General features: G+C 62.5%; 28 protein-coding genes and 1 pseudogene. 14 read left to right on the forward strand and 15 right to left on the reverse strand.

Annotated features, from left to right (window positions below; translation table 11 throughout):
• The first annotated feature begins 591 nt into the window (after positions 1-591).
• Positions 592-912, forward strand: coding sequence for a helix-turn-helix transcriptional regulator (locus tag ACYVH8_RS06095; protein WP_460487990.1), 321 nt, complete (start codon positions 592-594; stop codon positions 910-912).
• Positions 913-915: 3 nt separating this feature from the next.
• Positions 916-2,259, forward strand: a complete 1,344-nt coding sequence (locus tag ACYVH8_RS06100) for a type II toxin-antitoxin system HipA family toxin (protein ID WP_460487991.1) — start codon at positions 916-918, stop codon at positions 2,257-2,259.
• A 217-nt stretch (positions 2,260-2,476) separates the two neighbouring features.
• On the opposite strand, the gene ACYVH8_RS06105 is transcribed toward ACYVH8_RS06100, so the two are convergent.
• The gene (locus ACYVH8_RS06105; protein WP_460487992.1) at positions 2,477-3,256 is read right to left on the reverse strand and encodes a hypothetical protein; all 780 of its coding nucleotides are present in this window, start codon (positions 3,254-3,256) and stop codon (positions 2,477-2,479) included.
• 78 nt (positions 3,257-3,334) lie between these two features.
• Between ACYVH8_RS06105 and ACYVH8_RS06110 the strand changes: the two are divergent.
• A pseudogene (locus ACYVH8_RS06110) lies at positions 3,335-3,592 on the forward strand (IS21 family transposase); the annotation flags it as partial.
• Here ACYVH8_RS06110 and ACYVH8_RS06115 read toward each other — a convergent pair.
• Both ACYVH8_RS06115 and ACYVH8_RS06120 read right to left on the reverse strand, forming a co-directional pair.
• Positions 3,578-4,876, reverse strand: coding sequence for a type I restriction-modification system subunit M (locus ACYVH8_RS06115; RefSeq protein ID WP_460487993.1), 1,299 nt, complete (start codon positions 4,874-4,876; stop codon positions 3,578-3,580). The pseudogene ACYVH8_RS06110 and the gene ACYVH8_RS06115 overlap by 15 nt on opposite strands.
• Positions 4,873-6,402 (reverse strand): type I restriction-modification system subunit M, encoded by a 1,530-nt coding sequence (locus ACYVH8_RS06120; protein WP_460487994.1) that lies wholly within the window; start codon positions 6,400-6,402, stop codon positions 4,873-4,875. The genes ACYVH8_RS06115 and ACYVH8_RS06120 overlap by 4 nt, the downstream gene beginning before the upstream one ends.
• Before the next feature lie 323 nt (positions 6,403-6,725).
• On the opposite strand from ACYVH8_RS06120, the gene groES reads away from it, so the two are divergent.
• Together groES and groL are read left to right on the forward strand one after the other, a co-directional pair.
• Entirely contained in the window at positions 6,726-7,016 is a 291-nt protein-coding gene (groES, locus tag ACYVH8_RS06125; protein ID WP_174253249.1) for a co-chaperone GroES, read from the forward strand.
• Between the two features lie 156 nt (positions 7,017-7,172).
• The gene (groL, locus tag ACYVH8_RS06130) at positions 7,173-8,825 is read left to right on the forward strand and encodes a chaperonin GroEL (protein ID WP_460487995.1); all 1,653 of its coding nucleotides are present in this window, start codon (positions 7,173-7,175) and stop codon (positions 8,823-8,825) included.
• 219 nt (positions 8,826-9,044) lie between these two features.
• Here the strand turns inward: groL and ACYVH8_RS06135 are convergent, their stop codons facing one another.
• The 5 genes from ACYVH8_RS06135 to dsbD form a co-directional block, all read right to left on the reverse strand.
• Positions 9,045-9,221 (reverse strand): hypothetical protein, encoded by a 177-nt coding sequence (locus ACYVH8_RS06135; RefSeq protein ID WP_460488267.1) that lies wholly within the window; start codon positions 9,219-9,221, stop codon positions 9,045-9,047.
• A gap of 70 nt (positions 9,222-9,291) precedes the next feature.
• Positions 9,292-9,795, reverse strand: coding sequence for a hypothetical protein (locus ACYVH8_RS06140; protein ID WP_460487996.1), 504 nt, complete (start codon positions 9,793-9,795; stop codon positions 9,292-9,294).
• Between the two features lie 78 nt (positions 9,796-9,873).
• Entirely contained in the window at positions 9,874-10,641 is a 768-nt protein-coding gene (gene dsbG, locus ACYVH8_RS06145) for a thiol:disulfide interchange protein DsbG (protein WP_460487997.1), read from the reverse strand.
• 7 nt (positions 10,642-10,648) lie between these two features.
• A complete protein-coding gene (locus tag ACYVH8_RS06150; protein ID WP_460487998.1) occupies positions 10,649-11,485 on the reverse strand; it encodes a TlpA family protein disulfide reductase in 837 nt (278 codons plus the stop codon).
• A 2-nt stretch (positions 11,486-11,487) separates the two neighbouring features.
• Positions 11,488-13,275, reverse strand: coding sequence for a protein-disulfide reductase DsbD (dsbD, locus tag ACYVH8_RS06155; RefSeq protein WP_460487999.1), 1,788 nt, complete (start codon positions 13,273-13,275; stop codon positions 11,488-11,490).
• Between the two features lie 109 nt (positions 13,276-13,384).
• Here dsbD and ACYVH8_RS06160 point away from each other — a divergent pair, with 109 nt between their 5' ends.
• Both ACYVH8_RS06160 and ACYVH8_RS06165 read left to right on the forward strand, forming a co-directional pair.
• Entirely contained in the window at positions 13,385-14,050 is a 666-nt protein-coding gene (locus ACYVH8_RS06160; RefSeq protein WP_460488000.1) for a response regulator, read from the forward strand.
• Positions 14,047-15,399 (forward strand): ATP-binding protein, encoded by a 1,353-nt coding sequence (locus ACYVH8_RS06165; RefSeq protein WP_460488001.1) that lies wholly within the window; start codon positions 14,047-14,049, stop codon positions 15,397-15,399. The genes ACYVH8_RS06160 and ACYVH8_RS06165 overlap by 4 nt, the downstream gene beginning before the upstream one ends.
• Here ACYVH8_RS06165 and pgi read toward each other — a convergent pair.
• Together pgi and tal are read right to left on the reverse strand one after the other, a co-directional pair.
• Positions 15,364-16,923, reverse strand: a complete 1,560-nt coding sequence (gene pgi, locus ACYVH8_RS06170; protein WP_460488002.1) for a glucose-6-phosphate isomerase — start codon at positions 16,921-16,923, stop codon at positions 15,364-15,366. The two genes, ACYVH8_RS06165 and pgi, sit on opposite strands and share 36 nt — an antisense overlap.
• Complete coding sequence (gene tal / locus ACYVH8_RS06175) at positions 16,924-17,871, reverse strand: transaldolase (RefSeq protein ID WP_460488003.1); 948 nt, start codon at positions 17,869-17,871, stop codon at positions 16,924-16,926.
• A 173-nt stretch (positions 17,872-18,044) separates the two neighbouring features.
• Between tal and ACYVH8_RS06180 the strand changes: the two genes are divergently transcribed.
• Positions 18,045-18,893, forward strand: a complete 849-nt coding sequence (locus tag ACYVH8_RS06180; protein ID WP_460488004.1) for a MurR/RpiR family transcriptional regulator — start codon at positions 18,045-18,047, stop codon at positions 18,891-18,893.
• An 8-nt stretch (positions 18,894-18,901) separates the two neighbouring features.
• Here the strand turns inward: ACYVH8_RS06180 and ACYVH8_RS06185 are convergent, their stop codons facing one another.
• Positions 18,902-19,201: a nucleotidyltransferase family protein gene (locus ACYVH8_RS06185; protein WP_460488005.1), complete on the reverse strand. Its 300-nt coding sequence runs from the start codon at positions 19,199-19,201 to the stop codon at positions 18,902-18,904.
• Positions 19,191-19,616, reverse strand: coding sequence for an HI0074 family nucleotidyltransferase substrate-binding subunit (locus tag ACYVH8_RS06190; RefSeq protein ID WP_460488006.1), 426 nt, complete (start codon positions 19,614-19,616; stop codon positions 19,191-19,193). Before ACYVH8_RS06190 ends, ACYVH8_RS06185 begins: the two co-directional genes overlap by 11 nt.
• Before the next feature lie 210 nt (positions 19,617-19,826).
• On the opposite strand from ACYVH8_RS06190, the gene ACYVH8_RS06195 reads away from it, so the two are divergent.
• Complete coding sequence (locus ACYVH8_RS06195; RefSeq protein WP_460488007.1) at positions 19,827-20,048, forward strand: hypothetical protein; 222 nt, start codon at positions 19,827-19,829, stop codon at positions 20,046-20,048.
• Positions 20,048-20,542, forward strand: a complete 495-nt coding sequence (locus ACYVH8_RS06200) for a hypothetical protein (RefSeq protein WP_460488008.1) — start codon at positions 20,048-20,050, stop codon at positions 20,540-20,542. The genes ACYVH8_RS06195 and ACYVH8_RS06200 overlap by 1 nt, the downstream gene beginning before the upstream one ends.
• A gap of 163 nt (positions 20,543-20,705) precedes the next feature.
• Here the strand turns inward: ACYVH8_RS06200 and ACYVH8_RS06205 are convergent, their stop codons facing one another.
• Together ACYVH8_RS06205 and ACYVH8_RS06210 are read right to left on the reverse strand one after the other, a co-directional pair.
• On the reverse strand, positions 20,706-20,954 hold the full coding sequence (locus ACYVH8_RS06205; protein ID WP_460488009.1) for a DUF3047 domain-containing protein: 249 nt from the start codon (positions 20,952-20,954) through the stop codon (positions 20,706-20,708).
• A gap of 115 nt (positions 20,955-21,069) precedes the next feature.
• Positions 21,070-22,140: a porin gene (locus tag ACYVH8_RS06210; protein WP_460488010.1), complete on the reverse strand. Its 1,071-nt coding sequence runs from the start codon at positions 22,138-22,140 to the stop codon at positions 21,070-21,072.
• A gap of 251 nt (positions 22,141-22,391) precedes the next feature.
• Here ACYVH8_RS06210 and ACYVH8_RS06215 point away from each other — a divergent pair, with 251 nt between their 5' ends.
• Genes ACYVH8_RS06215 through coq7 form a run of 3 tightly spaced genes read left to right on the forward strand, consistent with a single transcriptional unit; the run spans position 22,392 to position 23,616 of the window.
• Positions 22,392-22,634 carry an AbrB/MazE/SpoVT family DNA-binding domain-containing protein gene (locus tag ACYVH8_RS06215; protein WP_460488011.1) on the forward strand — a complete coding sequence of 81 codons (243 nt, stop codon included), beginning with the start codon at positions 22,392-22,394 and terminating at the stop codon, positions 22,632-22,634.
• Positions 22,631-22,978 (forward strand): endoribonuclease MazF, encoded by a 348-nt coding sequence (gene mazF / locus ACYVH8_RS06220; RefSeq protein ID WP_460488012.1) that lies wholly within the window; start codon positions 22,631-22,633, stop codon positions 22,976-22,978. Before ACYVH8_RS06215 ends, mazF begins: the two co-directional genes overlap by 4 nt.
• A gap of 5 nt (positions 22,979-22,983) precedes the next feature.
• Positions 22,984-23,616, forward strand: a complete 633-nt coding sequence (coq7, locus tag ACYVH8_RS06225; RefSeq protein ID WP_460488013.1) for a 2-polyprenyl-3-methyl-6-methoxy-1,4-benzoquinone monooxygenase — start codon at positions 22,984-22,986, stop codon at positions 23,614-23,616.
• A 119-nt stretch (positions 23,617-23,735) separates the two neighbouring features.
• On the opposite strand, the gene ACYVH8_RS06230 is transcribed toward coq7, so the two are convergent.
• A complete protein-coding gene (locus tag ACYVH8_RS06230) occupies positions 23,736-24,185 on the reverse strand; it encodes an OsmC family protein (protein WP_460488014.1) in 450 nt (149 codons plus the stop codon).
• A 59-nt stretch (positions 24,186-24,244) separates the two neighbouring features.
• Here ACYVH8_RS06230 and ilvA point away from each other — a divergent pair, with 59 nt between their 5' ends.
• Complete coding sequence (gene ilvA, locus ACYVH8_RS06235) at positions 24,245-25,792, forward strand: threonine ammonia-lyase, biosynthetic (protein ID WP_460488015.1); 1,548 nt, start codon at positions 24,245-24,247, stop codon at positions 25,790-25,792.
• Positions 25,793-25,916 lie beyond the last annotated feature (124 nt).

Raw genomic sequence — 25,916 nt, forward strand, 5'->3', positions numbered from 1 at the left:
CGGGTCTTCTTCCTCTTGCCTGCGTATTCGGCATCGGCGAAACTGATCTGGTCCATCGGCACAACTCCTTTGCCACGATCAACGATTCAAGGGGCCGTTCGGTGGACTTGTTCAGACCTTCCTTAGCCGACAACCGACACGACATCTGTGCGGAACGCCATTAAGGTTTGGACTGACCCCGCTGTAAGCTGTTGATTCTTATGGAGCGAGGAAAAATCACGCCACTGGAGGCTGGACGAATGCGCCACTAAACATTGGATTTTTACGGTTTTTCGCCATTGAATACTGGATTTTTCCACTTCAAAACTTCCTTGGATACTTATTGAGTCGTTATCGGGACGATTAATTTCGTGGCACTGCGTTGGGTACGCCGTGAGCGAGAAAGCACACGATCTCGCCAGTTTGCTGTGGTCCACTTCGAGCCGCTGTCGCTATCCCGTTCACATGTGTGCAATAATCTTAAATAAGACCATTAAATCAAAAATCAAATTTAATGACTTGAAATAAATCCATTGTTGACATAATTATTTATGGTATATATAATGACCATAAACATGAAATTGATTCTTAACTGATTGTTTTTAAACTATTATGGAAAACTATCTCACGGCCGAGGAGTTCGAGGTGGAACTGGGCGAGCAGCTGCGCGCGGCACGGCTGCGGCGCAACCTGACTCAGGAGGAGTTGGCCACCAGGGCGGGCGTCTCCCGCACGGCGGTTCGCGCGCTGGAGCGGGGTAGCGGCTCCACGGTGCAGACCCTGGTGCGAGTGCTCAAGGCGCTGGGCATGCAGGACTGGCTCAAGAGCCTGCAGCCCGAGGTAACGGTGAGCCCGCTGCAGATGCTGCGCTCATCCAAGCCGCGCCAGCGCGCGCGCTCACCGCGGCGCACCGCTTCCGCCGCAAAGGCGTGATTGATGGCCACCAAGCAGACCCGCAGGGAACACGGCGGCAGCTACAAGCCCGTCTCGGCCGTCGAGATCCGGATCTGGGGAACGATGGTAGGCGCCGTCGTGCTCGATCCTGCGCGCGGCTACTACGCCTTTGAGTACGCCCCTGCTTTCGCGCGCCGTGGTATCGAGCTGGCGCCCTTGCAGATGCCGCTGGCGCAGGCAGACCGCCCCTTCGTGTTCCCCGCCCTGCCAGAGCTGACCTACCGGCGCCTGCCGGCAATGCTGGCCGACGCCTTGCCCGACAAGTTCGGCAACGCGCTGATCGACGCCTGGATGGCCGGCCGAGGTGTGCCGGCACAGAACATCACTGTGCTGGACCGCCTGGCCTACATGGGCCGCCGCAGCATGGGCGCGCTGGAATTCCGGCCGGCCAGGGGGCCCAGCGCAAAGTCCGCGACCGCGCTGCAACTGGCCAGCCTGGTGGAGACCGCTCGCCAGGCGCTCTCGGGCAGGCTTGACACAGACGACCACGCCCGTGCCGCCCTCTCCCAGATCATTTCGGTGGGCACCTCAGCCGCTGGCGCGCGCGCCAAGGCGGTAGTGGCCTGGAGCCGGACCACCGGTGAGTTGCGCGCCGGCCAGTTCGACGTGGAGCCAGGCTTTGAGCACTGGCTTCTCAAGTTCGACGGCGTCGGCGAGGATAAGGTGCTGGGCCCGTCCAGGGATTACGGTCGCATCGAGTACGCCTACTACCTGATGGCCAGGGACGCTGGCGTGCACATGTCCGAATGCCGAATGCTGGAGGAGAACGGGCGAGCGCATTTCATGACCCGGCGCTTTGACCGCGACGGCAATGAGCGCCTGCACATGCAGTCGCTGTGCGCGATGGCACATCTGGATTTCAACCAGAAGGCCACGCACAGCTACAACCAGCTCTTTGACACCATCCTTCGACTCGGGCTGGGCCGGCAAGCGCTCGTGCGGGCTTTCACGGCCATGGTCTTCAACGTGATGACGGCCAACATGGACGACCACACCAAGAACTTCGCCTTCTTGTTGCGCCAAGGCGGTCGCTGGGAGCTGGCGCCGGCATTTGACATCACACACGCCCACAACCCCAGGGGAGAGTGGACCAACCAGCACCAGATGTCGATCAACGGCAAGTTCGACGAGATCACCCGCTCCGACCTGCGCACCGTGGCCGACCGGTTCGATCTGCTGCAGGACTACGCGGCCGTGATCGAGCGCATCGGCGACGCTCTGAGCGCCTGGCCTCGCTACGCGCAGCAGGCAGGGGTGGATCCCGCGGAAACCGAGGCCATCGCGAAGAACCTTCGCGTGCGGAGGCTACCTCCGCACGCAATCTAAAGATGACACTGGGCTGAGATCCACCACCCACCCTGTAGAAGAGCCCCCGATGAGACATCATCGGGGGCTTTTTTCTTCCGCGCGCGCTAATGAGTAGCTGTTGCCCAGAGAATTCTGGGTAACAGGCTGGCCATGAGTTGATTCGCGGTTCCCATAGGTATGGGAGCGAGCCAGTACTACGAATACGCCCCGTATTCAATGCGAGCCAGTCCTCGAACTAGCGTCCTTGTTTTTTTCGATTGGCTTCAGCCCTTTGAAGCAGGCCATCCAACATCTCGTGCATCTGGCTCACAAGTCCTATCTGGTGAAGATCCGCCATGCAGTGCAGTGGGTCTGCATAGCGCAGTCCATCCTCTAGGACCTGCCAAGGCTGCGGACGGCCCCCCAGAAAGTGCAGTGCCAGCTTTCCCGTCCACTTGCTATCCGCAACTGTGTCCAAGATGGGATCGAGCTTTTGAACAAAGCCAAGATCCACCTTGCCAGGTGCACCGGCGATCATCAGGTCTAGCCTCGGGGTTCCGACCAGCTCTAGACGTGGATAGTGAAAGGCCGCACCTACCGTGCCGCCAATGGCCACATTTGGCAGATTCAGTTTAACCAGGCGCTCGATCATTTGTGGGATGGGACGTCCTTCTCCAAACGTGCGGTCGAATTTCAGCGTCGGTCGTGCAACCTGGCGTTGCAGCAACCAGCGGAAGAATTCACTACGAGGAAAAAGCCGCAAGTGGAATTTCCGATCCCCGGTCCGCTCAAGGAAAGTCAGCGACTCCAACCGCTTCATGACGGCCGTAACCGTTGGATGGCTGACATGGAGCTGGTCCTGCAATGCCTTGGAAGTCACGGTGTCTTCGCCTTGGAACCAACGATTCATCAGCGCTTCCAGCACGGCGTCCTGTGCGCCTCCACCAGATTCGACGGCCTGGGCTGTCGGGTTGTGGAACTCCCTTTGCAGCCACTTGTGGAGCTCTGTGTTGAATTCCGCCGAAATCTGACCCACTAAGGACAGAGATTTCCATCCAAAGTTGACCCACGTAGGCCCTACCCTGCAAGTTTTAAAGGCAGGGGGAATTTAGGAGTGATAGACGTGGCGACATTGAATGTCATCAGACGTTGGGCACTGCGAGAACAGATGTCCATTCGCGAGATCTCCAGGCGTACAGGCCTGGCTCGCAACACGGTAAAGAAGTACCTGCGGTCCGATGAGACCGAGCCCACTTACGCAAGACGGGTCAGCTCAAGCAAGCTCGATCCCTACGCTGAGAAGCTGGCCATCTGGCTAGGAATCGAGGCAACAAAATCGCGGAAACAGCGGCGCAATCTAAAGCAGATCTACACACGCAAAGGTCTTGTAAGCGCTCAGAATGCGCTGCTGGTGCGCGGGTGTGAGGAAGCTCTGTGCGCGCTCGCGGGTGACCTCGTTCACCGCGTCGATGAAGATCACCTTGTCCCTGCGAGTGGCGGCCTTTTTGCGATTGCAGATGACGATGCACGACTCCATCGGGGAGTTGTAGAACAGGTTGGAGCCCAGGCCGATAACCGCCTCCACCCAGTCTTGCTCGACCATCTTCGCGCGCATGGCTTGTTCCTCGTTGCGGAAGAGCACGCCGTGCGGCCAGAGCACTGCGCAGCGCCCCTTGGCGGTCAGGCTGGTCAGGATGTGCTGCTGGAAGGCGTAGTCGGCGCGGCCTTGCGGCGGCGTGCCCAACGAGTTGCGGCCCCACTTGTCACTGCTCCACGCCTCCCGGTCCCACTGCTTGATGGAATACGGCGGGTTGGCCAGTATCACATCGAACTGTCGCAGGCGATCGCCTTGTATGTGTTTGGGTTCGGCCAGGGTGTCGCCCCGAATGATTTCGAAGTCCTCCACGCCGTGCAGGAACAAGTTCATGCGTGCGATGGACGAGGTGATGAGGTTGCGCTCCTGCCCGTAGAGCTTGAGCGTGCGGTACTCGCCGCCCGAGCGCCGTACCTCGTCCAGAGCCGAGATCAGCATGCCGCCAGTGCCACACGTGGGGTCGTAGATCGACTCTCCGGCCTGGGGTGCCAGGAGCTGCGTCATTAGATGAACGACCGTGCGGTTGGTGTAGAACTCGGCCGCCGTGTGACCTGAGTCGTCCGCAAACTTCTTGATCAGGTATTCGTAGGCGTTGCCCAGCTCATCTTCGGGGACGTTGGCCACCGAGAGTGTCTGGGTCGAGAAGTGCTCGATCAAGTTCTTCAGCGTTTCATCGGGCAGACGCTCACGGTTGGTCCACGGCGCATCGCCGAAGATGCCGTCAAGCAGATCAGGATTGGCCGTCTCGATGGCGCGCATGGCCTTCTGAATGGCCGCGCCGACGTTCTTGGGTGCCTGGCGTACATCGTTCCAGTGAGCGCCTTGGGGGATCTGGAAGCGGTGGTTCTCAGCGAACTGACCATAGGAGAGGTCACCCTTGGAGCTGGCCAGGGCCGCCTGGTATTCCTCCTCCCACACATCCGAGACACGCTTGTAGAACAGCAGCGGGAAGATGAACTGTTTGTAGTCGCCCGCGTCGATGAGGCCGCGCAGCAGCACGGCGGCGCCCCAGAGGTAGCTTTCGAGCTCTTGTTGGGTGATGCGTTTGCTTGTATGACTCATTTCAGCCATCCCCCTTCAGTCATGACCTGCGCAAGCCGTTCTTCGGCCTCGCGGCAGCGGGTTAGCGCATCCTTGAATGCCGCGATGGCGTCGGGCAGCCGCGGTATGTCTTCTTGCAGGGGCGGCAGGACGTAACGCGAGATGTTCAGCGTCCAATCTTCGGCTTTGATCTCGTCGAGGGTGACCACCCGGACCGCGTCCTGCACATTGGCAAAGCCGCGATAACAGCCGAGGATCTCAGCGGCATGCTCGGGCTCCAAATAGTTCTGCGCGCGGCCCCGGCGGAACAGTCGCGAGGCATCGGCAATCAGCACCTTCTTCTTGTGTTTGACCGGTTTACGCTTGCGCAAGACCAGGATGCACGCGGCTAACCCTGTGCCGTAGAAAAGGTTCGGTGCCAAGCCGATCACGGCCTCGACCAGATCCATTTCCAGCAGTTTCTGCCGGATGTCGCCTTCTGCACCTTTGCGGAACAGAGCGCCCTGGGGCAACACCACGGCCATCCGGCCAGTCACGTCGGCCATCGACTTGACCATGTGCTGCACCCACGCGAAGTCACCGCTGGACGATGGCGGCAGACCGGCAAAGTTGCGGCCGAAAGGATCGTTGAGCCACAGGTCCTCACCCCACTTTTCCAGTGAGAAGGGCGGATTGGCGATCACACAGTCGAAGGTGGCCAGTCGGTCGCCCTCGAAGAAAGCCGGGTTGCGCAGCATGTCGCCGCGCACCACTTGGAAGTCCTCGATGCCGTGGAGGAACAGGTTCATCCGCGCGATGGATGAGGTGGTGAGATTCTTCTCTTGCCCGTACAGCTTTCCCCAAAGCCGCTTCACGTCACCGTGCATCTCTTTGACGTGCTGCACGGCTGCAAGCAACATGCCGCCGGTGCCACATGCCGGGTCGTAGATGGTTTCGGCCTCCTTCGGATCGAGCATGTCGATCATCAGCCGCACCACGCTGCGCGGGGTATAGAACTCGCCGGCCTTCTTGTTGGTGGCGTCGGCGAACTTCTTGATCAGGTATTCGTATGCGTCGCCAACAACGTCCGACGCAACGTCTTGGTTGCCCAGAGGAAGCTTCGAGAAGTGCTCAATCAAGTCCTTCAGCAGCGCGTCGGAGAGACGTTCCTTGTTCGACCATTGCGCGTCGCCAAAGACGCCATAAAGAGTTTCGGGATTGGCTTTCTCGATTTCGCGCATCGCGCGCTGTAGCGCTGCGCCGACGTTTGACGCCTTAGTCCGCACATCGGCCCAGTGGCAGCCCTCTGGAATCTGGAAGCGATGGGACTCAGGGAACCATGCTAGCTGCTCATCACCAGTTTCGGTGACGATGTCCTGGTATTCCTCGTCCCATACATCGCAAATCCGCTTGAAAAACAGCAGGGGAAAGATGTACGTCTTGAAATCAGCCGCATCTACGGGACCTCGAAGGATGTTGGCCGATTCCCAAAGATGGTTTTCGAGCTGGCCCAGGCTGAGTACTTCTTTTTCCAATTTGCCTCCCATGGCATCACTGTGCGGGTGCATGTTAGCTCAGGGACAGACCGTCCAGGCGACGCGCCTGCGCGACAGCCCATCCAGGAGTGGGAATAAATCAATAAAAATCAACCACTTAGGACGGCGCACCGGAAGTAGTCGTTGAAACTTGGCGCTTCCTCTCCGCTTAGGAGTCCAAAGTCCAGTGGCGTTCCGCAATCTGCCCGGGCGCTTGAAACAGGGCAAAAAAGCCTTATGATTAGCACTCGCCGGATTCGAGTGCTAACACCTCGAATCCCAACCCAAGTCAGCGAGCACCAACTCATGGTGCTCGCTTTGTTCAAACCACTGTTTCAAACTCTAGGAGAGCCCTGATGAAACTGCGTCCTCTGGCCGATCGCGTGATTGTCAAACGCGTTGAAAACGAAACCAAGACTGCCTCCGGCATCGTCATCCCCGACAGCGCCGCCGAGAAGCCCGACCAGGGTGAAGTGCTGGCCGTGGGTCCCGGCCGCAAGAACGACAAGGGCGAAATCATCGCCATGAACGTCAAGGTCGGCGACCGTGTCCTGTTCGGCAAGTACAGCGGCCAGACTGTCAAGGTTGGCGGCGACGAACTGCTGGTCATGAAGGAAGAGGACCTCTTCGCGGTGGTCGAGAAGTAATGACGAAATGACCTCGTGCCCGATGGCACATCGATGACGCGGGCTACGCCCGCATGACTTCAGTCATTTCGTCATCGAAGCTGCGCAGCAGCAAGGTCATGCCCGCACTGCGGGCGTCATCCCTGACATAGTTTCAAATTTACTGGAGTAATAGAAATGGCAGCTAAAGACGTAATTTTCGGCGGTGAAGCCCGCGCCCGCATGGTCGAGGGTGTGAACATCCTGGCCAACGCCGTGAAGGTGACCCTGGGCCCCAAGGGCCGCAACGTGGTGCTCGAGCGCTCCTTCGGCGCCCCCACCGTGACCAAGGACGGTGTGTCCGTGGCCAAGGAGATCGAGCTCAAGGACAAGCTGCAGAACATGGGCGCGCAGATGGTCAAGGAAGTCGCTTCCAAGACCTCCGACAACGCCGGTGACGGCACCACCACCGCCACCGTGCTGGCCCAGGCCATCGTGCGCGAAGGCATGAAGTACGTGGCCGCCGGCATGAACCCCATGGACCTGAAGCGCGGCATCGACAAGGCCGTGACGGCCCTGATCGAGCAGCTGAAGAAGGCCTCCAAGCCCACCACCACCTCCAAGGAAATCGCCCAGGTCGGCTCCATCTCCGCCAACAGCGACGTCAGCATCGGCGAGATCATCGCCAATGCCATGGACAAGGTCGGCAAGGAAGGCGTGATCACCGTGGAAGACGGCAAGAGCCTGCAGAACGAACTCGACGTCGTCGAGGGCATGCAGTTCGACCGTGGTTACCTGTCGCCCTACTTCATCAACAACCCCGAGAAGCAGGCGGCCCTGCTGGACAACCCCTTCGTGCTGCTGTACGACAAGAAGGTGTCCAACATCCGTGACCTGCTGCCCACGCTGGAAGCCGTCGCCAAGGCCGGCCGCCCGCTGCTGATCATTGCCGAAGACGTCGAGGGCGAAGCCCTGGCGACCCTGGTGGTCAACACCATCCGCGGCATTCTGAAGGTCGTGGCCGTCAAGGCCCCGGGCTTCGGCGACCGTCGCAAGGCCATGCTGGAAGACATCGCCATCCTGACCGGCGGCAAGGTCATCGCGGAAGAAGTCGGCCTGACACTCGAGAAGGTGACGCTGGCCGATCTGGGCCAGGCCAAGCGCATCGAAGTGGGCAAGGAAAACACCATCATCATCGACGGCAACGGCGCTGCCGCTGACATCGAAGCCCGCGTCAAGCAAGTGCGCGTGCAGATCGAGGAAGCCACCAGCGACTACGACCGCGAGAAGCTGCAAGAGCGCGTGGCCAAGCTGGCCGGCGGTGTGGCCGTGATCAAGGTCGGCGCTGCCACCGAAGTCGAGATGAAGGAAAAGAAGGCCCGCGTGGAAGACGCCCTGCACGCCACCCGCGCTGCCGTGGAAGAAGGCATCGTGGCCGGTGGCGGCGTGGCCCTGCTGCGCGCCCGTCAGGCCGCTGGCACCATCAAGGGTGACAACGCCGACCAGGACGCCGGCATCAAGCTGGTGCTCAAGGCCATCGAATCGCCCCTGCGCGAAATCGTGTTCAACGCCGGCGGCGAAGCCAGCGTGGTCGTGAACGCCGTGCTGGCCGGCAAGGGCAACTACGGCTTCAACGCCGCCAACGACACCTACGGCGACATGATCGAGATGGGCATTCTGGACCCGACCAAGGTGACCCGCACCGCGCTGCAGAACGCTGCATCGGTCGCTTCGCTGATGCTGACCACCGAGTGCATGGTGTCCGAGTCCCCGAAGGACGAGGCTGCTGGCGGCGGTGGCATGCCTGGCGGCATGGGTGGGATGGGCGGCATGGGCGACATGGGCATGTAAGCTCTCCCTTGCTCCTTGCATGAGGGCACATGGCGGCGTTGCAAACGCTTGTCGTGCTAACGTACTGTCAGCGCGTTTGCGCCTTGCCCTGTGCCCTCATGCTGCGTCGAGTGGCGTTACGCTGTTCGATACACAAGAAAAAACCCGCAGTGCTAGCACACTGCGGGTTTTTTATTGCCCCCTCTCCCCCTGGGAGAGGGCCGGGGTGAGGGCTCGCGCTCAGTCGCGCAGCATCTTCAGCAAACCCGCCGTCGACGCGTCCAGCCCCGCCGCATCCCCGCTGCTCAGGCGCGGCTCGATGGCCTTGGCCAGGACCTTGCCGAGTTCGACATCCCATCGGCCCTTTTTTATTTCGTTATTCGCACGTTGCCCCAACCAGGCCAAGGGCAAGGGCAAGGGACTGCTTCATCCAAGCGAAGGCGAACGTTGTTTGACCGGGCATCGGAGCGCCCTTATTGGCGTTACATCATCGCTTTGATCTGTTGTAAAAAAATACAAAATGCCTTGATGTAAGTGCGATGGAAACGCCAAAAACGATATGAATAATCAAGCTCGGATACATCACAGAAAACCCAAGCTCCCAAGGAGTTTTTTCTCCGAAACTCAACGGGAGAAAGAGGGAGTTTAGGATGACGTAGTAGGCAACACCGTAGATTGCGCCGACAGACCATGCAGGAAATCGGCTTTTTGATAGGACAAGAAGGATGAGCAAAGGGGCTGCTGATAGCCAGCCGATGACGAAATGTTCGATAAACATCAACAGGCGAAATTCCATCTCGGGAAGGCCCGTGAAAAATACTTCAAGTAGTTTTTTCCCATAGTGCCCAACGCGAAGCCCAAGAAGCTGGAACATGAAGCCAAATGGAATCATTGCAACCGATGCGATGGTTCCTGACCGAACCGATTCTTTGGCAAAGTCTTTGAACAGCCTCTTTGGGCCTGACGCGTCCGTCATGCATTGCATATTCATTTTCAATTCCAAGTGGTGTGTGTCTGCGCTGCCTTGAGTGAGCCAGCCTGAAAATGGCGCCCGAAGCCCTGGACTGGATCAACGCGGGCCAAGGATTCGGCCCAGCATCTCCGCTGACGGCGCGCCTTGCATATTTTTTAAATTGCCGTCGCCGTCTTTATAAAGGGTCGTCGGTGTGGCAGAAAACCCCAGTTGCTGCATCAGCATCTGGTTGGCATCCAGTTGCGCGCGAACTTTTGGCGAGACCTGGGCCAGGGGCTTGATGCCGCCGCTGCCGTGTTGTTGTTCATGCTGGGTCAGCGCCGCCTGCGGATCCTGGGCCGAGAGCAGGGCCGCCGCCTTGCCCGGACTGGTGGGTCCGAGAATAGCCACGATGACATGCCGCACCTGAACCTTGCCGGCCTTGACCCAGGGTCTGGCATCCTTCCAGAACTTGTTGCAGTACGGGCAGTTGGGATCGGTGAATGTGTAAATGACACGCGGGGCATTTTTGGCGCCATCGGCAATCCAGCTGCTGCCCTCAAGCAGCTTCCAGACTTTCTCGGTCATGGGTTTGCTGACCAGCCTGTTCAGCGGTTCCTGGCTCAGGTCCACGCCTTGTGCATCAATCATGGCGCCGACGATCGCCTGTTTGCCGTCGGCAGTAAGGTAGATGGCCAGCGGCTGCTGCTCGATCATGCCGGCATAGCCGCTCAGTCCACCGGGCGCGTCGAACGTCCCGATCACCTCAACCCCTTTGGCTTCGAGCGCCTTGATCGGTGCGGGCCAGTCTTTGGCCTGTGCGCCCATAGCCATGCCAAGCAAGCCCAGAAAAACTGCAAATTGAACATATGGTTTTTTGATCATGGGGAATCTATTCCTTGGTTGAGAGAGTGGTGCGTGTGCGCAATGGGTTTAACTTGCTGGCCAGGGAGGCGGCCGACAGCTCGCCCAGGTGGGTGTCGGCCAGTCGTCCGCTGGCATCGTAGAACAGCGTGGTCGGCAGTCCTGTCGAGCCGACTGTACGGCCCAGTTCGGCGCCGGGGTCGAGCACCACATTGGCCAGACTCAGTGCGCTGGCGTTCAGGTAGCGCAAAGCGGTCGCCGCGTCTTCGCTCTGGTTGGCGAAGACAAAAGTGACCCCGGTTTCCCGCTGCTGTGCCTCGGCGAGGACTGGCATTTCGCGGCGGCAGGGCGGGCACCAGCTGGCCCAGAGGTTGACCACCATGGGTTGGCCCTTGGCAAGCGCAGCGAGTTCTGTCGATTCGCCTGCGAGTGTGATCAACGCCACTTTGGGCAGGGCCGGTCTGGGAGTGCTGTCGAAGGCGCCGAGTGCACCCGACATCGCTGCCCAGGCCAGCGCACCGGCGGTCAAGCCCAGGGCCAGCGGCTTGCGCAGCGCCGCGCGGCGCCAGCCGCGCCAGATCGCCACCAGCAAGGCCGCAGCCAGGCCGGCCCACGGTGAAAAGCCGCCATCACGAATGTCCAGGATGGACCACGGCGCGGCGCGGTACAGGTCAAACCATGTCGCGACGAAGGCAATGCGTGCGACCAGCAGTCCGCCCCACGCCATGTCGGACAAGACGTTGACGATGCCCGCTTGCTGACGCCGCCCGACCAGGTGGCCGACTCCGGCCGCCACCAGCAGGGACGTCAGCACGAGCAGATGGCTGACCTGCACGGAGAAAGGGCCGAGATTGACGTTGAGCATGCTCAGGCTCCTTGTTTCGCACGCGCCAGGCGGGCGAGAAATTCGTCGGCATCGAGTTCGCCGATGATGCGCTCGGCACGGCGTTCCTTGCCATCGGGGCCGATCAGCAGCATGGTCGGCGGTCCGAGAATCTGGTGGGTGCGCATCAGCGCCTGATCGTCCACATCGTTGGCCGTCACGTCGGGGCGCAGCAACTGCATGCCGGCCAAAGCCTGTTGCACCCGCGGCTCGGCGAATACCTTGCGTTCGATCACGTCGCAGGACACGCACCATTCGGCGTAAAAATCCACCAGCGTCCACTGCCCGCGCTGCCCGGCCTCGGCGATACGGGTTTCGAGCGCTTGTTGTGTCTTGACCGGCCCGAACCGGGTCATGAAGTCATTGCCGACCGCCGCCTGCGCGGGCGGGATGCCTCTTGCCTGGAAGGCCAGCGGCTGCAGGGGGTTCTGGGCGCCCCCGGCCGCGCCGATCACCATCGCGCCGCCCCACAGGCCGAGCAGCAGCGCCAGGTAACGGGACATCAGGCGTCCGCTGCCCATGCCGAGCTTCTGGCCCAGCGCCAGCAAACTCAGTGCGATGGCCAGCAACCAGGCGCCCCACAGGCCCAGCGTCAGCGCCGCAGGCAATACCCGCGCCACGAACACAATGGCGGTACCCAGCAGGACAAAGCCGAACAGCGCCTTGACCCGGTTCATCCAGTCGCCAGGACGCGGCAGCAGCCGTGCGCCCAGCGTGCCGACCAGCAACAGCGGCACACCCATGCCCAGGCCCATGGCAAACAGGACCAGGGCGCCGGTCACGACATCGCCGGTATTGCCGATATAAAGCAGCGCGCCGGCCAGGGGCGCGGTCATGCAGGGGCCGACCAGCAGCGCCGACAGCACGCCCATCGTGGCAGCGCCCGCCACCGTGCCGCCGCGCCGGCCCTGGCTGGCGTTGTTGAGGCGGTTGCGCAGCACAGCGGGCAGTTGCAGTTCATAAAATCCGAACATGGCCAGCGCCAGCACGACAAACACCAGACCGAAGGTGCCCAGCATCCAGGGGTTCTGCAACACGGCCTGCAGATTGGCGCCGGCCAGCGCCGCGGCGGCGCCGACACCGGCGTAAGTCAGCGCCATCGGCAGCACGAAGGCCAGCGAGAGGATAAAACCGCGCCTGGGACTCGCGCCGCTGCCCGCGATCAGGCTCGAGAGAATCGGCACCATCGGCAGCACGCAGGGCGTGAATGCCATCAGCAGCCCCAGTCCGAAGAACACGACAAGCATCCAGCCCATATTGATGCGCGACAGGCGTTCGGCCAGGTCCTGGTCTTCGCCGAGCGCGCCCGGGGGCGCCGGGTTCGGACGGGTCGTGGCCGAATCGGCCGGGACTGCCGGCGTTGCCGCGACATCGGCCAGATGGACGCGCCGGGTCTGCGGCGGGTAGCAAAGACCCGCATCGGCGCAGCCCTGCCAGCCGATGGTCAGCGCACGGGCATCGGTTGCATTGACCAGGACGCTGACCTGGTCGTGATAAACCTCGCTTTCGCCGTAGGTCTCATCGGTTTTGAACGTGCCGGCCGGCCACTTGACCTGCAGCCCACCACCGGCGGGGTCGGCTTCGACCTTCATTTGCTGGCGATAAAGGTAATACCCCTTGCTGATCGTCCAGTTCAGGCCGATCTGGCCATCGGCTTGCCTGGTGACGTCCAGTCGAAAAGCCTGCCCCACCGGCAGAAAATCCTGCTGGGCATGCGCCGGCAGAGCCCACAACACGGGCACCATCACGATCAACCACAACAAACGCAGCATAAGTGCCTTCACATCAAATGGAACACGCATCTTTGCGCGACCAGATTAAGGCTGCGTTAACGCTGGGATAATTAAAGGCCTGGATACTATCTGGCATGGAGGACAGGCCATGCGCGTGTTGCTGATTGAAGATGATGAACTGATTGCGCACGGCATCCTGGCCGGCCTGCGCGCGCACGGTTTGACGGTCGATGGTGTGCGCACTTCGGTACAGGCCGAGGCCGCCCTGTCGGCGGTGCATTGTGACGTGGTGATTCTCGATCTCGGGCTGCCCGACGAGGACGGCATGCGCCTGCTGCAGCGCTTGCGGGCCCATGGCATGGCGCTGCCCGTGTTGATACTGACCGCGCGCGACGCCGTCGAAGACCGCGTGGCCGGGCTGCGCGCCGGCGCGGACGACTATCTCCTCAAGCCTTTCGACCTCAACGAGCTGGTGGCCCGCCTGCAAGCCTTGCTGCGCCGCGCCGCCGGACGCAGCGTCGATGTCATCGAGCACGGCCCGCTGCGCCTTGATCCGGCCAGCGGCGAAGTCTCCCTGCACGGACGCGCCGTCGCTTTGTCACGGCGCGAACTGGCGCTGCTGGCCGCCCTGCTGCATGCGGGTGGACGCATCCTGAGCCCCGACCAGCTGAAAGACAGCCTTTACGATTTCAGTGAAGAGATCGAAAGCAACGCCCTCAGTGTGCATATCCATCATTTGCGGCGCAAGCTGGGGGCCGATGTGATCGAAACGGTGCGTGGCATGGGTTACCGGTTCAGTGCGGGGAAAGCATGACACTCAGGCTGCGCTTGTTGCTGATGATCGGCATCTCGATGATCCTGCTGTGGGGCGCAGTCGCGCTCTGGATGCTGCACGGTCTGGACAAGGAAATGCACCGCACCCTGGACCAGCGGCTTGCCATGTCGGCGCACATGGTGGCCGGGCTGATGTCGCAAAACCCCGCCGCCTGGGATGGCCGCACCGGGAAAGCGGGCGCATCGACGTTGAGCCTGCCGGCGGCGGCAAAAGGCCTGGCATGCCAGGTATCGCTGCGTGGCGAAGTGATCGCGCGTACACCGGGCGCCGTGCCCGAGGCGATGGCGACAGCCGCGTCGGCCCTCGGCTTTTTCGACCGCGAAATCAGGGGAGAACACTGGCGCAGCTACACCCTGGAATCACACGGTTTGCGGGTCACCACGTCCGATCGCCTGAACGAGCGTGATACGCTGCTGGGCAATGTGATGCTTGCGGCGGCAGTGCCCTTTGTCGTCGCCCTGGTGGGCAGCCTGGCGGTGCTGTGGTTCGGTGTGGGAAGCGGCTTGCTGCCGCTGGAGCGCCTGCGGCAGGCGCTGGCCAGCCGTACGGCGGAGACTTTGACACCGATTCCAGACAAACCCATGTCGCGCGACTTGCTGCCGCTGGTCAATACCCTGAACCATCTGCTGGGGCGGATGAACGTGACGATCCGCCGCGAACGCCGCTTCACCAGCGATGCTGCGCATGAATTACGCACGCCGCTCACCGCGATCAAGACCCATCTTCAGGTCGCGCGCATTACCCGCGGCAAGGACACCGAAGAGGCCATGGATTACGCTGAAGAGGGCGTGGCGCGGCTTCAGCGCACGCTCTCTCAACTGCTGACGCTGTCAGAAGTGGAAGGCGCTTTTTCCTGGGATGACGGGCGCGTCGCAGAGGCCCACGAAGTAGCCCGCCTCGCGATGCGCGACGCAGTACCCGATGCGCCTGAGCAGATCGCGCTGGACAGCGACGGCAACCGCGCCGAACTGGCGCTGCCCCAGGCGCTGGCAGTCACCGCACTGCGCAACCTGCTTGACAACGCCTTGCGCCACTCCCCTGCCGCCAACAGCGTCAGGCTGGAGATACGTCGCTCGCCGGAAACAATCAGTTTTCACGTGTTCGATCGCGGGCCGGGACTCAGCGATGACGAACTGGCGCTGGCGACGCAGCGCTTCTGGCGGCGCGGATCAGGTCGAGGCAGCGGACTGGGCTTGTCCATCGTTGCCGCCATTGCCGAGCGCTTCGGCGGATCGTTCGAATTGCTGCAGAGGAGCGATGGTGGTCTGGAGGCGAGATTGACACTTCCATGCTCAACTGCGCAGGCGTTTGAGCAAGCCGGCCGTTGATGCGTCCAGGCCGGTGGTGTCGCCACTCTCCAGGCGCGGCTCGATGGCCTTGGCCAGGACCTTGCCGAGCTCGACACCCCACTGATCGAAACTGTTGATGCCCCAGAGCGAGCCGGCCACGAAAACGCGGTGCTCGTAGAGCGCGATCAGCGCCCCCAGACTGGCCGGCGTGAGTTCTTCCAGAACCAGGAAGGTGCTGGGCCGGTTGCCCGGCATGTGGCGATGGCCACCAGGATCGGCCTGCCCCAGCATCAGGGCCTGGGCCTGGGCCAGGCCGTTGGCCAGCAGCTTGAGGTGGTGTTCTGGCAGCTCATGCGCCACCCTCTTCACCGCGATGAACTCGACCGGAATGACATCGCTGCCCTGGTGCAGCATCTGGAAATAGGCGTGCTGGCCATTGGCGGCCGGCTCGCCCCAGATCACGGGCGAGGTTGCGTAGGGCAGGGCCTGCCCGGTCTCGTCCACGCGCTTGCCGTTGCTCTCCATCTCCAGCTGCTGCAAGTAGGCCTGCATGCGGCGCAGGCCGCTGTGGTACGGCGCCACACTGCGGCTGCTGAAACCATGGAAATTGCGGTGCCAGAGGTCCAGCAGCGCCAGCTGCACCGGCAGGTTGCGCTCCAGCGGTGCGGTCCGGAAATGCGCGTCCATGGCGTGCGCGCCCGCCAGCAGTTCGCGGAAGTGCTGCGGCCCGATGGCAATGGCGATCGGCAAGCCGATCGCCGACCACATGGAATAACGCCCGCCCACCCAGTCCCGGAAACCGAAGGTGGTGCTGATACCGAATTCGGCTGCTGCCTGCACATTGCTGGTCAACGCGCAGAAATGGCGTGCGATATCGCGACCACCCTGCGCCTGGAACCAGGCCTTGGCCGAGCGGGCGTTGGTCATGGTTTCCAGCGTGGTGAAGGACTTGGAAGCCACCAGGAACAAGGTGCTCTCCGGCCGCACCCGGCGCAGCACCTGGCTGAGCTCATGCCCGTCCACGCTGGAGACGAAGTGGTAGCGCTTCCCTTGGTCGGCAAACTCGTCCAGGGCCAGCACGGCCATCTGCGGCCCCAGATCGGAACCGCCGATGCCGATGTTCACCACGTCGGTGATGGCCACGTCCTCACGCACGGCCTGGGCATAAGCCAGCATGGCGTCGAGCACGGCGTGGACCTGCCGCAGCTCGACCTGCACCGGCAGTGGCAGGGCCTGGGCATCAGCCACAGGCTGGCGTAGCAGCCAGTGCATCGCGGCGCGGTCTTCGGTGCTGTTGACATGCTGGCCGCTGAACAGGGCGTCGCGGTGCGCAGCCACCCCGCATTGCCGCGCCAGCTCGGTCAGTGCAGCCTGCAGGGTTTCATCGACCAGGTTCTTGGACAGATCGGCAAAAACATGAGGCGCTTGCAGGGTCAGCCGCTCGAAGCGGCCTGGATCGGTCGCAAAGACCTGACGCAGGTCCAGGGTGCGGCCCCGGGTCTCGAACAGCCGACGCAACACACCCCAGGCCGGGGTGCGGTCACAACGCAGGCGCATACTCATTCAGGCCGCCAGGATCAGTTGTTCGAGCTTGGCCGTGTCCACGGCAAAGGCCCGGATGCCCTCGGCCAGTTTCTCGGTGGCCATGGCGTCCTCATTGAGCGCGTAGCGGAAACCCGCTTCGTCGTACTGCACGGCCGGCAAATCCAGACTGCGCGCGGCCTGCGCGTCCAGGGCGCGCGTCACCGGTCCCTCGGCGACAGCCAGCTGGGCCAACAATTCGGGCGCAATGGTCAGCAGGTCGCAGCCCGCCAGCGCCACGATCTGGCCCGTGTTGCGAAAACTCGCGCCCATGACCTCGGTGGCAATGCCATGGCGCTTGTAATGGTTGTAGATGGCGCGCACAGACTGCACACCCGGGTCTTTGGCGCCGCTGTTCGCCGTCTCGTCCCAGGCGCTGCCTGCGGTTTTCTTGTACCAGTCATAGATGCGACCGACAAAGGGGGAGACCAGCTGCACCTTGGCCTGCCCGCAAGCCACGGCCTGCGAGAAGGAAAACAGCAGCGTGAGATTGGTGTGGATGCCGCGCCGCTCCAGTTGCGCCGCCGCCTGGATGCCCTCCCAGGTCGCGGCGATCTTGATCAGCACGCGGTCGATGTGCACACCCTGGGCCTGGTAGAGCTCGATGATGCGCTCGGCGCGCGCCACCGTGGCCGGCGCGTCGAAGCTCAGGCGCGCGTCGATTTCGGTCGAAACGCGGCCCGGGATCAATGCCAGGATCTCGCAGCCGAAGCGCACCAGCAGGCGGTCCACGATCTCGTCCCGTGCCCGGCCGCGAAACCGGGCCACGGTCTCTTGCAGCAGCGGGCGGTACGCCGGTTTTTGCACCGCCTTGAGGATGAGCGAGGGATTGGTGGTTGCATCCTGCGGCCGGACGGCGACCAGCTGGTGGAAATCGCCCGTATCGGCCACCACAGTGGTGAACTGGCGCAGCGCATCGAGTTGTTTCATGCCTTGAATTATGAGTGAAATAAAATTACGCTTGCTCATCAATCCATGTAACCTGCACATCTCACCCCATCCGTTCGGACTGAGCTTGTCGAAGTCCTGGTTTTGCTGGCGTTGCGCTTCGACAAGCTCAGCGCGAACGAGGTTGCAGTATCAGACGCACTATTGGAGAACCCATGCTCGACCGCATCCGCGCTTCGCTCCCCTCGCTGGCCCCGGCCGAACAGCGCGTGGGCCAGCTTGTCCTGGCCGATCCGCGTGCCTTTGCCAACCTGCCCGTCAGCGAACTGGCCGACCGCTCGCATGTGAGCAAGCCCACCGTCGTGCGTTTTTGCCGCAGCATGGGCTACGACGGCCTGTCCGACTTCAAGCTCAAGCTGGCCGGCACCGTCAGCGAAGGCGTACCCTTCATCCACCGCAGCGTGGACGTGGACGACAAGACCAGCGACGTGGTGGTCAAGGTGATCGACAACACGGTATCGGCCTTTCTCAAGTACCGCAACAACGCCTCCACGGCCGCCATCGACAAGGCCGCCGTCGTGCTGGCCGCGACCTACAAGACCGGCAAGCGCATCGAGTTCATCGGCGCGGGTAACTCGGGCATCGTGGCGCTGGACGCGCAGCACAAGTTCTTCCGCCTGGGTGTGAACACCGTGGCCTACAGCGATGGCCACATGCAGGTCATGAGCGCTTCGCTCATGGGACCGGGTGACTGCATGGTGATCATCTCCAACTCCGGTCGCACCCGCGACCTGATGGACGCCTGCGACATCGCGCGCAAGAACGGCGCCACCACCATCGTCATCACCACCAGCGGTTCGCCACTGGCCCTGGCCGGCCACATCCACCTGGCCGCCGACCACCCCGAAGGTTATGACCGCTACAGCCCCATGGTCTCGCGCCTGCTGCACCTGATGATCGTGGACATCCTGGCCACCTGCGTGGCCCTGCGTATCGGCGGCAACCGCCTGCAGCCCATGCTCAAGGAAATGAAGAACAACCTGCGCAACAAGCGCTACGCCTGAGGCTGGCGTCAGATCGCCAGCATCTCCTGCTGTATGCGTTCGGCCATGCCAGCCGGCAGGGCGCCGGCCTCCACCACATCGACGCAATAAGGCAGTTCACTGGCCTCAAAGGCATCACGCAATGCGGCACGCTGCGCCCAGGTCAAGCGCCATGGCTGCAGGATCAGCAGATCGAGATCGGAAAACGGGCGCGCTTGCCCGGTGGCGCGGGACCCGAACACGCGGAACACGGCTCCCGGCACAACCCCCTGGACGATGGCTCGCACCAGGCGCTTATGCTCGTCAGACAGCATCAGTTCAACGGGCAAGGCTGCGCTCCAGCGCTAGCGCGAGCTTCTTGGCATCCGGCCAGAACTGAGCGGCAGCCGCCGCCACCTCGGCAGCACGCGCCTCATCGTAGGTGTGACTGGTGGCGTTACGCATTTCACGCCACCGGCGCCAAGTCAGTGCATCGGGTAACAAGCCGGCGTCTGCTCCTTTCCTCAGCAGATCATTGAAGGACAAGTCGATGATCGCGTCCGCCGTGGCCACCCGTTCGATCAAGACCCGGCGCAGCATGCGCACCGACAATTCGTAGCTGAATTCAAATGACTGGATCACCGCAGAACGCAAATGCCGTTTCAAAAGTGCATCGTCCGGCTGCTGTTGCCAGAAGGTCAAGGCTTCCTCCAATTGTGCAAGGGCCTTGTGCAAAGGGCTCAGGTCGACCGACGGGTTTGCCATGGATCTGATTTTCGCTGTCGTACGGCAAATTGGCAAATTTCACCCGGCTGCACCTGATGATCGTGGACATCCTGGCCACCTGCGTGGCCCTGCGCATCGGCGGCAACCGCCTGCAACCAGCTCCCAGGCAATGAAGAACAAGCCGCGCAACAAGCGCTGCGCCGGAGGCGGCTTGCGACAGCCCCGTGGCGGGGATACACTTCAGACACCATGAAGACAGTCGGCCAACGACGCGAACCCGAATTGTCCCGGCAGGCCAGCGGCAGCCTGCTGGCCGAAGGCGCCCGTTTCAGCGAAAGTATCGCCTGGCTGGCCCCCAGCACTTTCGTGCCCAAAGGGGTCTATCGCTACGCCTCCCATGAAGAAGCCAACAGGCATGCGCTGGAGTGTCTGGCCAGAGGCATGGCACGGCAGGCCATGGAACGCGGCTGATGCAGGAGTTCAGTCGTCCTGCCACCCTGGACGATCTGAAGCTGCTGCTTCGCTCACTCAACGCGCATGAAGTGGAGTATCTGCTGATCGGAGGCTATGCCCTGGCAGCCCATGGTTACCAGCGTGCCACGACCGACATTGACGTTGTCGTCCCCGCCACCATCGAGGCAGGCCTGCGCGTCAAGCAGGCACTCATGGTCCTGCCTGACCAGGCAGCCCGGGACTTGAAACCCGAATGGTTCGAGGAAGGCGGGAACATCCGCGTCGCCGATGCCTTTGTCGTCGACCTGATGCTCAACGCCAACGGACAGACATACGACCAACTCAAACAGTATGCCGAAACGATCGATCTGGACGGCATACCGGTACGCACCCTCAAACTCCAGGGCCTTTTGCTGACCAAGAAGACGCTGCGGGACAAGGACACCGCAGACCGCGCCATCATCGAGCGGGCGCTTGACATCCTTGGAAAGAGCCTGCCCCCGGAGAAATGAAGAACAAGCCGCGCAACAAGCGTTGCGCTTGAAACGCAGCCCTGCATTGACACCCCAGTAGCGCGGCCCCCGTTCGGGCCGAGCCTGTCCTGAGCTGGATCGAAGGGCCCTTCGACAAACTCAGGGCGAACGGATGTGATGTGTGTCGTGATTCATGGAAGTCTCAATAGGGTTGGCGTGCCAGCAAGGCGCCGTCCAGCCCCACCGGGCCATACCAGGCACGCGCCTGTGATTGCGTGTTGTCGCTGTCGGTCATGACGGCCACACCGATCAGCCGGCCGGGTTCTTCACCAAAGACCTGGCGGTAATCGGCGCCTACATCACGCTCACAGGCCAGCCACGGGTTCAGGCCAGTTTGAGCAATATACCTACCAGCAAGCCTGATTGCGCCAAGGCCAGACCGACCACCCATTTGATGAGATCGGCCTTGAGCTCAGCTTGCTCGTAAGCACAATGAAAAAACCCTGCCGCGTTGCCGCGGCAGGGTTTTGGCTCCGAATCGTCAACTGGCTTGCGCCAGCGTCAGATCAGAAGTTGTGGCGCAGGCCGACCAGCAGGCGGCTGGCGTCCTTGACAACAGCAGCACCGCCGTTGTCGGCCTTCTCGATGATGTAGCGTGCGTAGGTGGTCGAACGCTTGCTCAGAGCGTACTGCACACCCAGGCCCGTCATGGTCGAGTCCACGTTGCCGACGAGCTTGTCGTCCAGCTTCTGGATGTTGGCCGTCAGGGTCAGGGCGGAAGACAGCGGCACATCGGCAGCCAGGTTCATGCCGGCGTTATCAGCCGTGTCCGTACCAGTCGCGTCGGTAGCCTTGTAGCTGTGACCACCCAGGGTGAACTTGGCGAACTTGAAGTCGTACGACACATAGTAGCTGGTCAGGTCATTCTTGGAGCCAACAGCTGCGGTAGCGGTACCAGCGTTACCACTGCCACCAGCAGTACCACCACTACCGATTTCGCGGGCGAACTTGCTTACGCCAGCGGCGATGGGGCCGTTGGCATAGAACAGGCCGACGTCGGACAGGGCGCCGGCAACGGGGGTGGTGCCATCGTCAGACTTGGGCGAGTAGAGCAGGGCGACGCTGAAGCCGGAGAAGTTCGGCGAGGTGTAGCCGATCGAGCTGTCGAAGCGGGTCACGGCCAGGCCCATCAGGGTGGAGTAGCCGCCAGCGCCCAGAGAGACACGGCCGGCGTCCTTGGTGCTGAAGCTGGCGCCACGGGCGCCCTGGACGGTCAGGGTGGGGGCGTTCGGAGCGCCCAGCTTGACGGAACCGAAAGAGCCCGACACGCCGACGAAGGACTGGCCGGTGCCGTAGGTGCCGCCGCTGCCTTCGGTGGCGGTGTCGGCCGCGTTGAAGTTGGTTTCCACCAGGAAGTCAGCCTTCAGGCCGCCACCCAGATCTTCCGAACCGGACAGGGTGAAGCCGGTCGTACCGAGGCCGTCCTTGCTGATACGCGTGCTGTTAACCGTGGTGCCGGCAGTGGTTTCGGTCTTGCTCGAGCGGTAGGTGGCGTCCAGGGTGCCGGACACGGTCACGTTCTGGGCGAAAGCGCCGGTGGCAGCCAGGGCAGCCACAGCAATCAGGGTCTTTTTCATGTTGAAAGTTCTCCAAAGGTTTAACAAGGGGTCCCGAAGGGAGTTTCCGGATCCCCGGGCCAACCTCCTCTAGCAAGGAAGTTGCATGTATTGCACCAGAGCCCGATAGCCGGGTCAAAGGAAAAACCCCCAGTCCTCCCGATTCGCACCGGGTTTCGTTGTGGCTCTGCAACATCGCCCCCATCCCTGGTGGCGCCCCCCGCCGATACCGCCAAATGTATCTACAATGTAGACACATTTCAAAGAAAATCATGGAAACCACCATCAAGAAATGGGGCAACAGCCCCGCCTTGCGCCTGCCGGCGGCTCTGGTCAAGGCGGCCTCGCTCAACCTGGACCAAAAAGTGAGCATCACGGCCCGTGGCGGCAAGCTCATCATCGAGCCGCTGGATTCGATCGAGTACCAGCTTGAAGACCTGCTGTCCGGGATCAGCCCCGCCAACCTTCATGACGAAGCCGACACAGGCAGGGCCGTGGGAAATGAATCGCTGTGACCACCGCGCGCGGCTACGTGCCGGAATGCGGTGATGTTGTCTGGCTGGCATTCGACCCGCAAGCCGGCCATGAACAGGCTGGCCACAGGCCAGCGCTGGTCGTCAGCCCGGCCACGTACAACCAGAAGACCGGACTGATGATCTGCTGCCCCCTGTCGACCCGGATCAAGGGTTATCCATTCGAAGTCCTCGCCGAAGTGGACGGCATTCAAGGCGCTGTCCTCTCCGATCAAGTCAAGTCCCTCGACTGGCGTGTGCGGAATGCCAAAAGAAAAGGCGCCGTCAACGCGGAAGTACTGGCGCAGGTGAGGGCAAAGATCAAGGCGCTTCTTGCCATCAAGTGATTGTCATGAACCCTCATTTTCCCGATCCCTTGCTCAGTGCCGCCGACACCGCCCTGCGCACCCTGTTTGCCCCGCCCCGCGCCACACACCCCACACCCCGCCCGGCCAGCCCGGACCGGGAACTGACGAACGAGGACAAGCGCCTTTCGGCCGCACTGATGCGCGTGAACCACGCAGGCGAGGTCTGCGCCCAGGCGCTTTACACCGCCCAGGCCCTGAGCACACCCGACCCGGCCCTGCGCGCGCATTTCAAGCGCGCCTGCGCCGAGGAAACCGATCACCTGGCCTGGACGAAGCGGCGGCTGGATGAGCTGGGCTCGCGCACTTCGCTGCTGAATCCGCTGTGGTACGCCGGCGCCTTCGGCATCGGCCTGGTGGCCGGCCGCCTGGGCAACGCGGTCAGCCTGGGTTTCGTGGTCGAGACCGAGCGGCAGGTGGAAGCCCATCTGATGAGCCATATGGACAGATTGCCCGCAGGCGACCAGACCTCGCGCGCCATCGTGACGCAGATGGCCGCCGACGAGGTGAGTCACGCCGTGGACGCGCAAAAGGCCGGGGCCATGGAGCTGCCCGGGCCGGTGAAGGATCTGATGCGTGCAGCGGCCAGGGTGATGACCACCACGGCGCATTACGTTTGAGAAAGAGGTGGGGCAGCCCTCACCCTGACCCTCTCCCAGGGGGAGAGGGAAAAGAGACCCAACGGACTTGTGGCCCCCTCTCCCTCCGGGAGAGGGCGGGGGTGAGGGCAATGAACCTGTCAGGCCTCCAATACCTCGAAACCGGTCGTGATCTCGGCCATCTTGCCCAGCATGATGCTGGCCGAGCAGTATTTTTCGTGGCTCATCTTGATGGCACGTTCCACGGCGGCGGCCGGGATGCCCTTGCCGGTCACGGTGAAGTGCATGTGGATCCTGGTGAAGACCTTGGGGTCTTCCGTGGCGCGCTCGCTCGTGAGCTTGACGCTGCAGCCGCGCACGGCGTGCCGGCCACGTTTGAGGATGAGCACCACGTCGTAGGCCGTGCAGCCGCCCGTGCCGGCCAGCACGGTCTCCATGGGGCGCGGGGCCAGGTTCTGGCCGCCGTTCTCGGGCTTGGCCGGGTCGGGCGCGCCATCCATCACCAGCACGTGGCCGCTGCCGGTTTCGGCCACGAAGCCCATGTGGGAGCGCGCGCCGGTGGCGCCGGTCCAGCTGACGGTGCATTCCATGTTCTGTTCCTTGTCAAAATGGGGGTCTGGCGCAAATTATCCCCACACCGCCAGTCCCCATGAAAAACAAGCCTCTCCAGCCCGCCGATTACCTGAAAAAAATCCTGACCGCGCGCGTCTACGACGTGGCCGTGGAGTCGCCTTTCGAGCCCGCCAAGGCCTTGAGCCGCCGCCTGCACAACAAGGTGCTGCTCAAGCGCGAGGACCAGCAGGCGGTGTTCAGCTTCAAGCTGCGCGGCGCCTACAACAAGATGGCGCATCTCTCTCCAGACGAGCTCAAGAGGGGGGTGATCTGCGCCTCGGCCGGCAACCATGCCCAGGGCGTCGCGCTGGGCGCGCACCGCCTGGGCACCCGCGCCGTGATCGTGATGCCCACGACCACACCGCAGCTCAAGATCGACGCCGTCAAGGCGCTGGGGGGTGAGGTGGCCCTGCACGGCGACAGCTATTCCGACGCCTACACCCACGCCCTGACACTGCAGAAGAAACAGGGGCTGACCTTCGTCCACCCCTTTGATGATCCGGACGTGATCGCCGGCCAGGGCACCATCGCCATGGAGATGCTGCGCCAGCACCAGGGCCCGCTGGACGCTGTTTTCGTGGCCATCGGCGGCGGCGGGCTGATCAGCGGCGTGGCGGCCTACATCAAGGCCGTGCGGCCCGAGGTCAAGATCATCGGCGTGCAGATGAACGACTCCAACGCCATGATCCAGTCGGTGCGCGCGGGCAAGCGCGTCACGCTGCAGGATGTGGGCCTGTTCTCCGACGGCACCGCCGTCAAGCTGGTGGGCGAGGAAACCTTCCGCCTGACGCGCAAGCTGGTGGACGACTACGTCGAGGTCGACACCGACGCGGTCTGCGCCGCCATCAAGGACGTTTTTGTGGACACACGCTCCATCGTGGAGCCGGCCGGCGCGCTGGCCGTGGCCGCCATCAAGCAGTACGTCGCCAGGCACAAGACCAAGGGGCAGACCTATGCCGCCATCCTGTGCGGCGCCAACATGAACTTCGACCGGCTGCGCTTCGTGGCCGAGCGCGCGGAAGTCGGCGAAGAGCGCGAGGCGCTGTTCGCCGTGACCATCCCGGAGGAACGCGGCAGTTTCCGCCGCTTCTGCGAGCTGATCGGCGCCCTGCCCGGCGGGCCGCGCCATGTGACCGAGTTCAGTTACCGCATCAGCGATGACCAGCAGGCCCATGTCTTCGTCGGCCTCACGACCTCGACCCCGGGCGAAAGCGGCAAGATCGCCGCCAACTTCAAGCGACATGGCTTCGCGGCGCTGGACCTGACACACGACGACCTGGCCCAGGAGCACATCCGCCACATGGTGGGCGGCCACTCCAAGCTGGCCCGTGACGAGCGCCTGCTGCGCTTCGTCTTCCCGGAGCGGCCGGGCGCATTGATGAAGTTCCTGAGCCTGATGCGCCCGGGCTGGAACATCAGCCTCTTCCATTACCGCAACCAGGGGGCCGACTATGGCCGCATCCTGGTCGGCATCCAGGTGCCCAAGACCGACGACAAGGCTTTCGCCAAATTCCTGGCCACGCTGGGCTATGCCTACGTGGAGGAAACGCGCAACCCGGCCTACCGCATGTTCCTGCAGGCCTGAAATGAAGCACCCCCGTGGCGGCCCTGGGGCCGCCTCCCCCCTCAAGGGGGCAACGCCAGTGGCCCGGCAAAGCCGGTTCCACGGCGTTCCCCGGTTAGACCGTCTCATGCGTCGCGAGTCGTGC

Source organism: Curvibacter fontanus, from assembly GCF_054780335.1.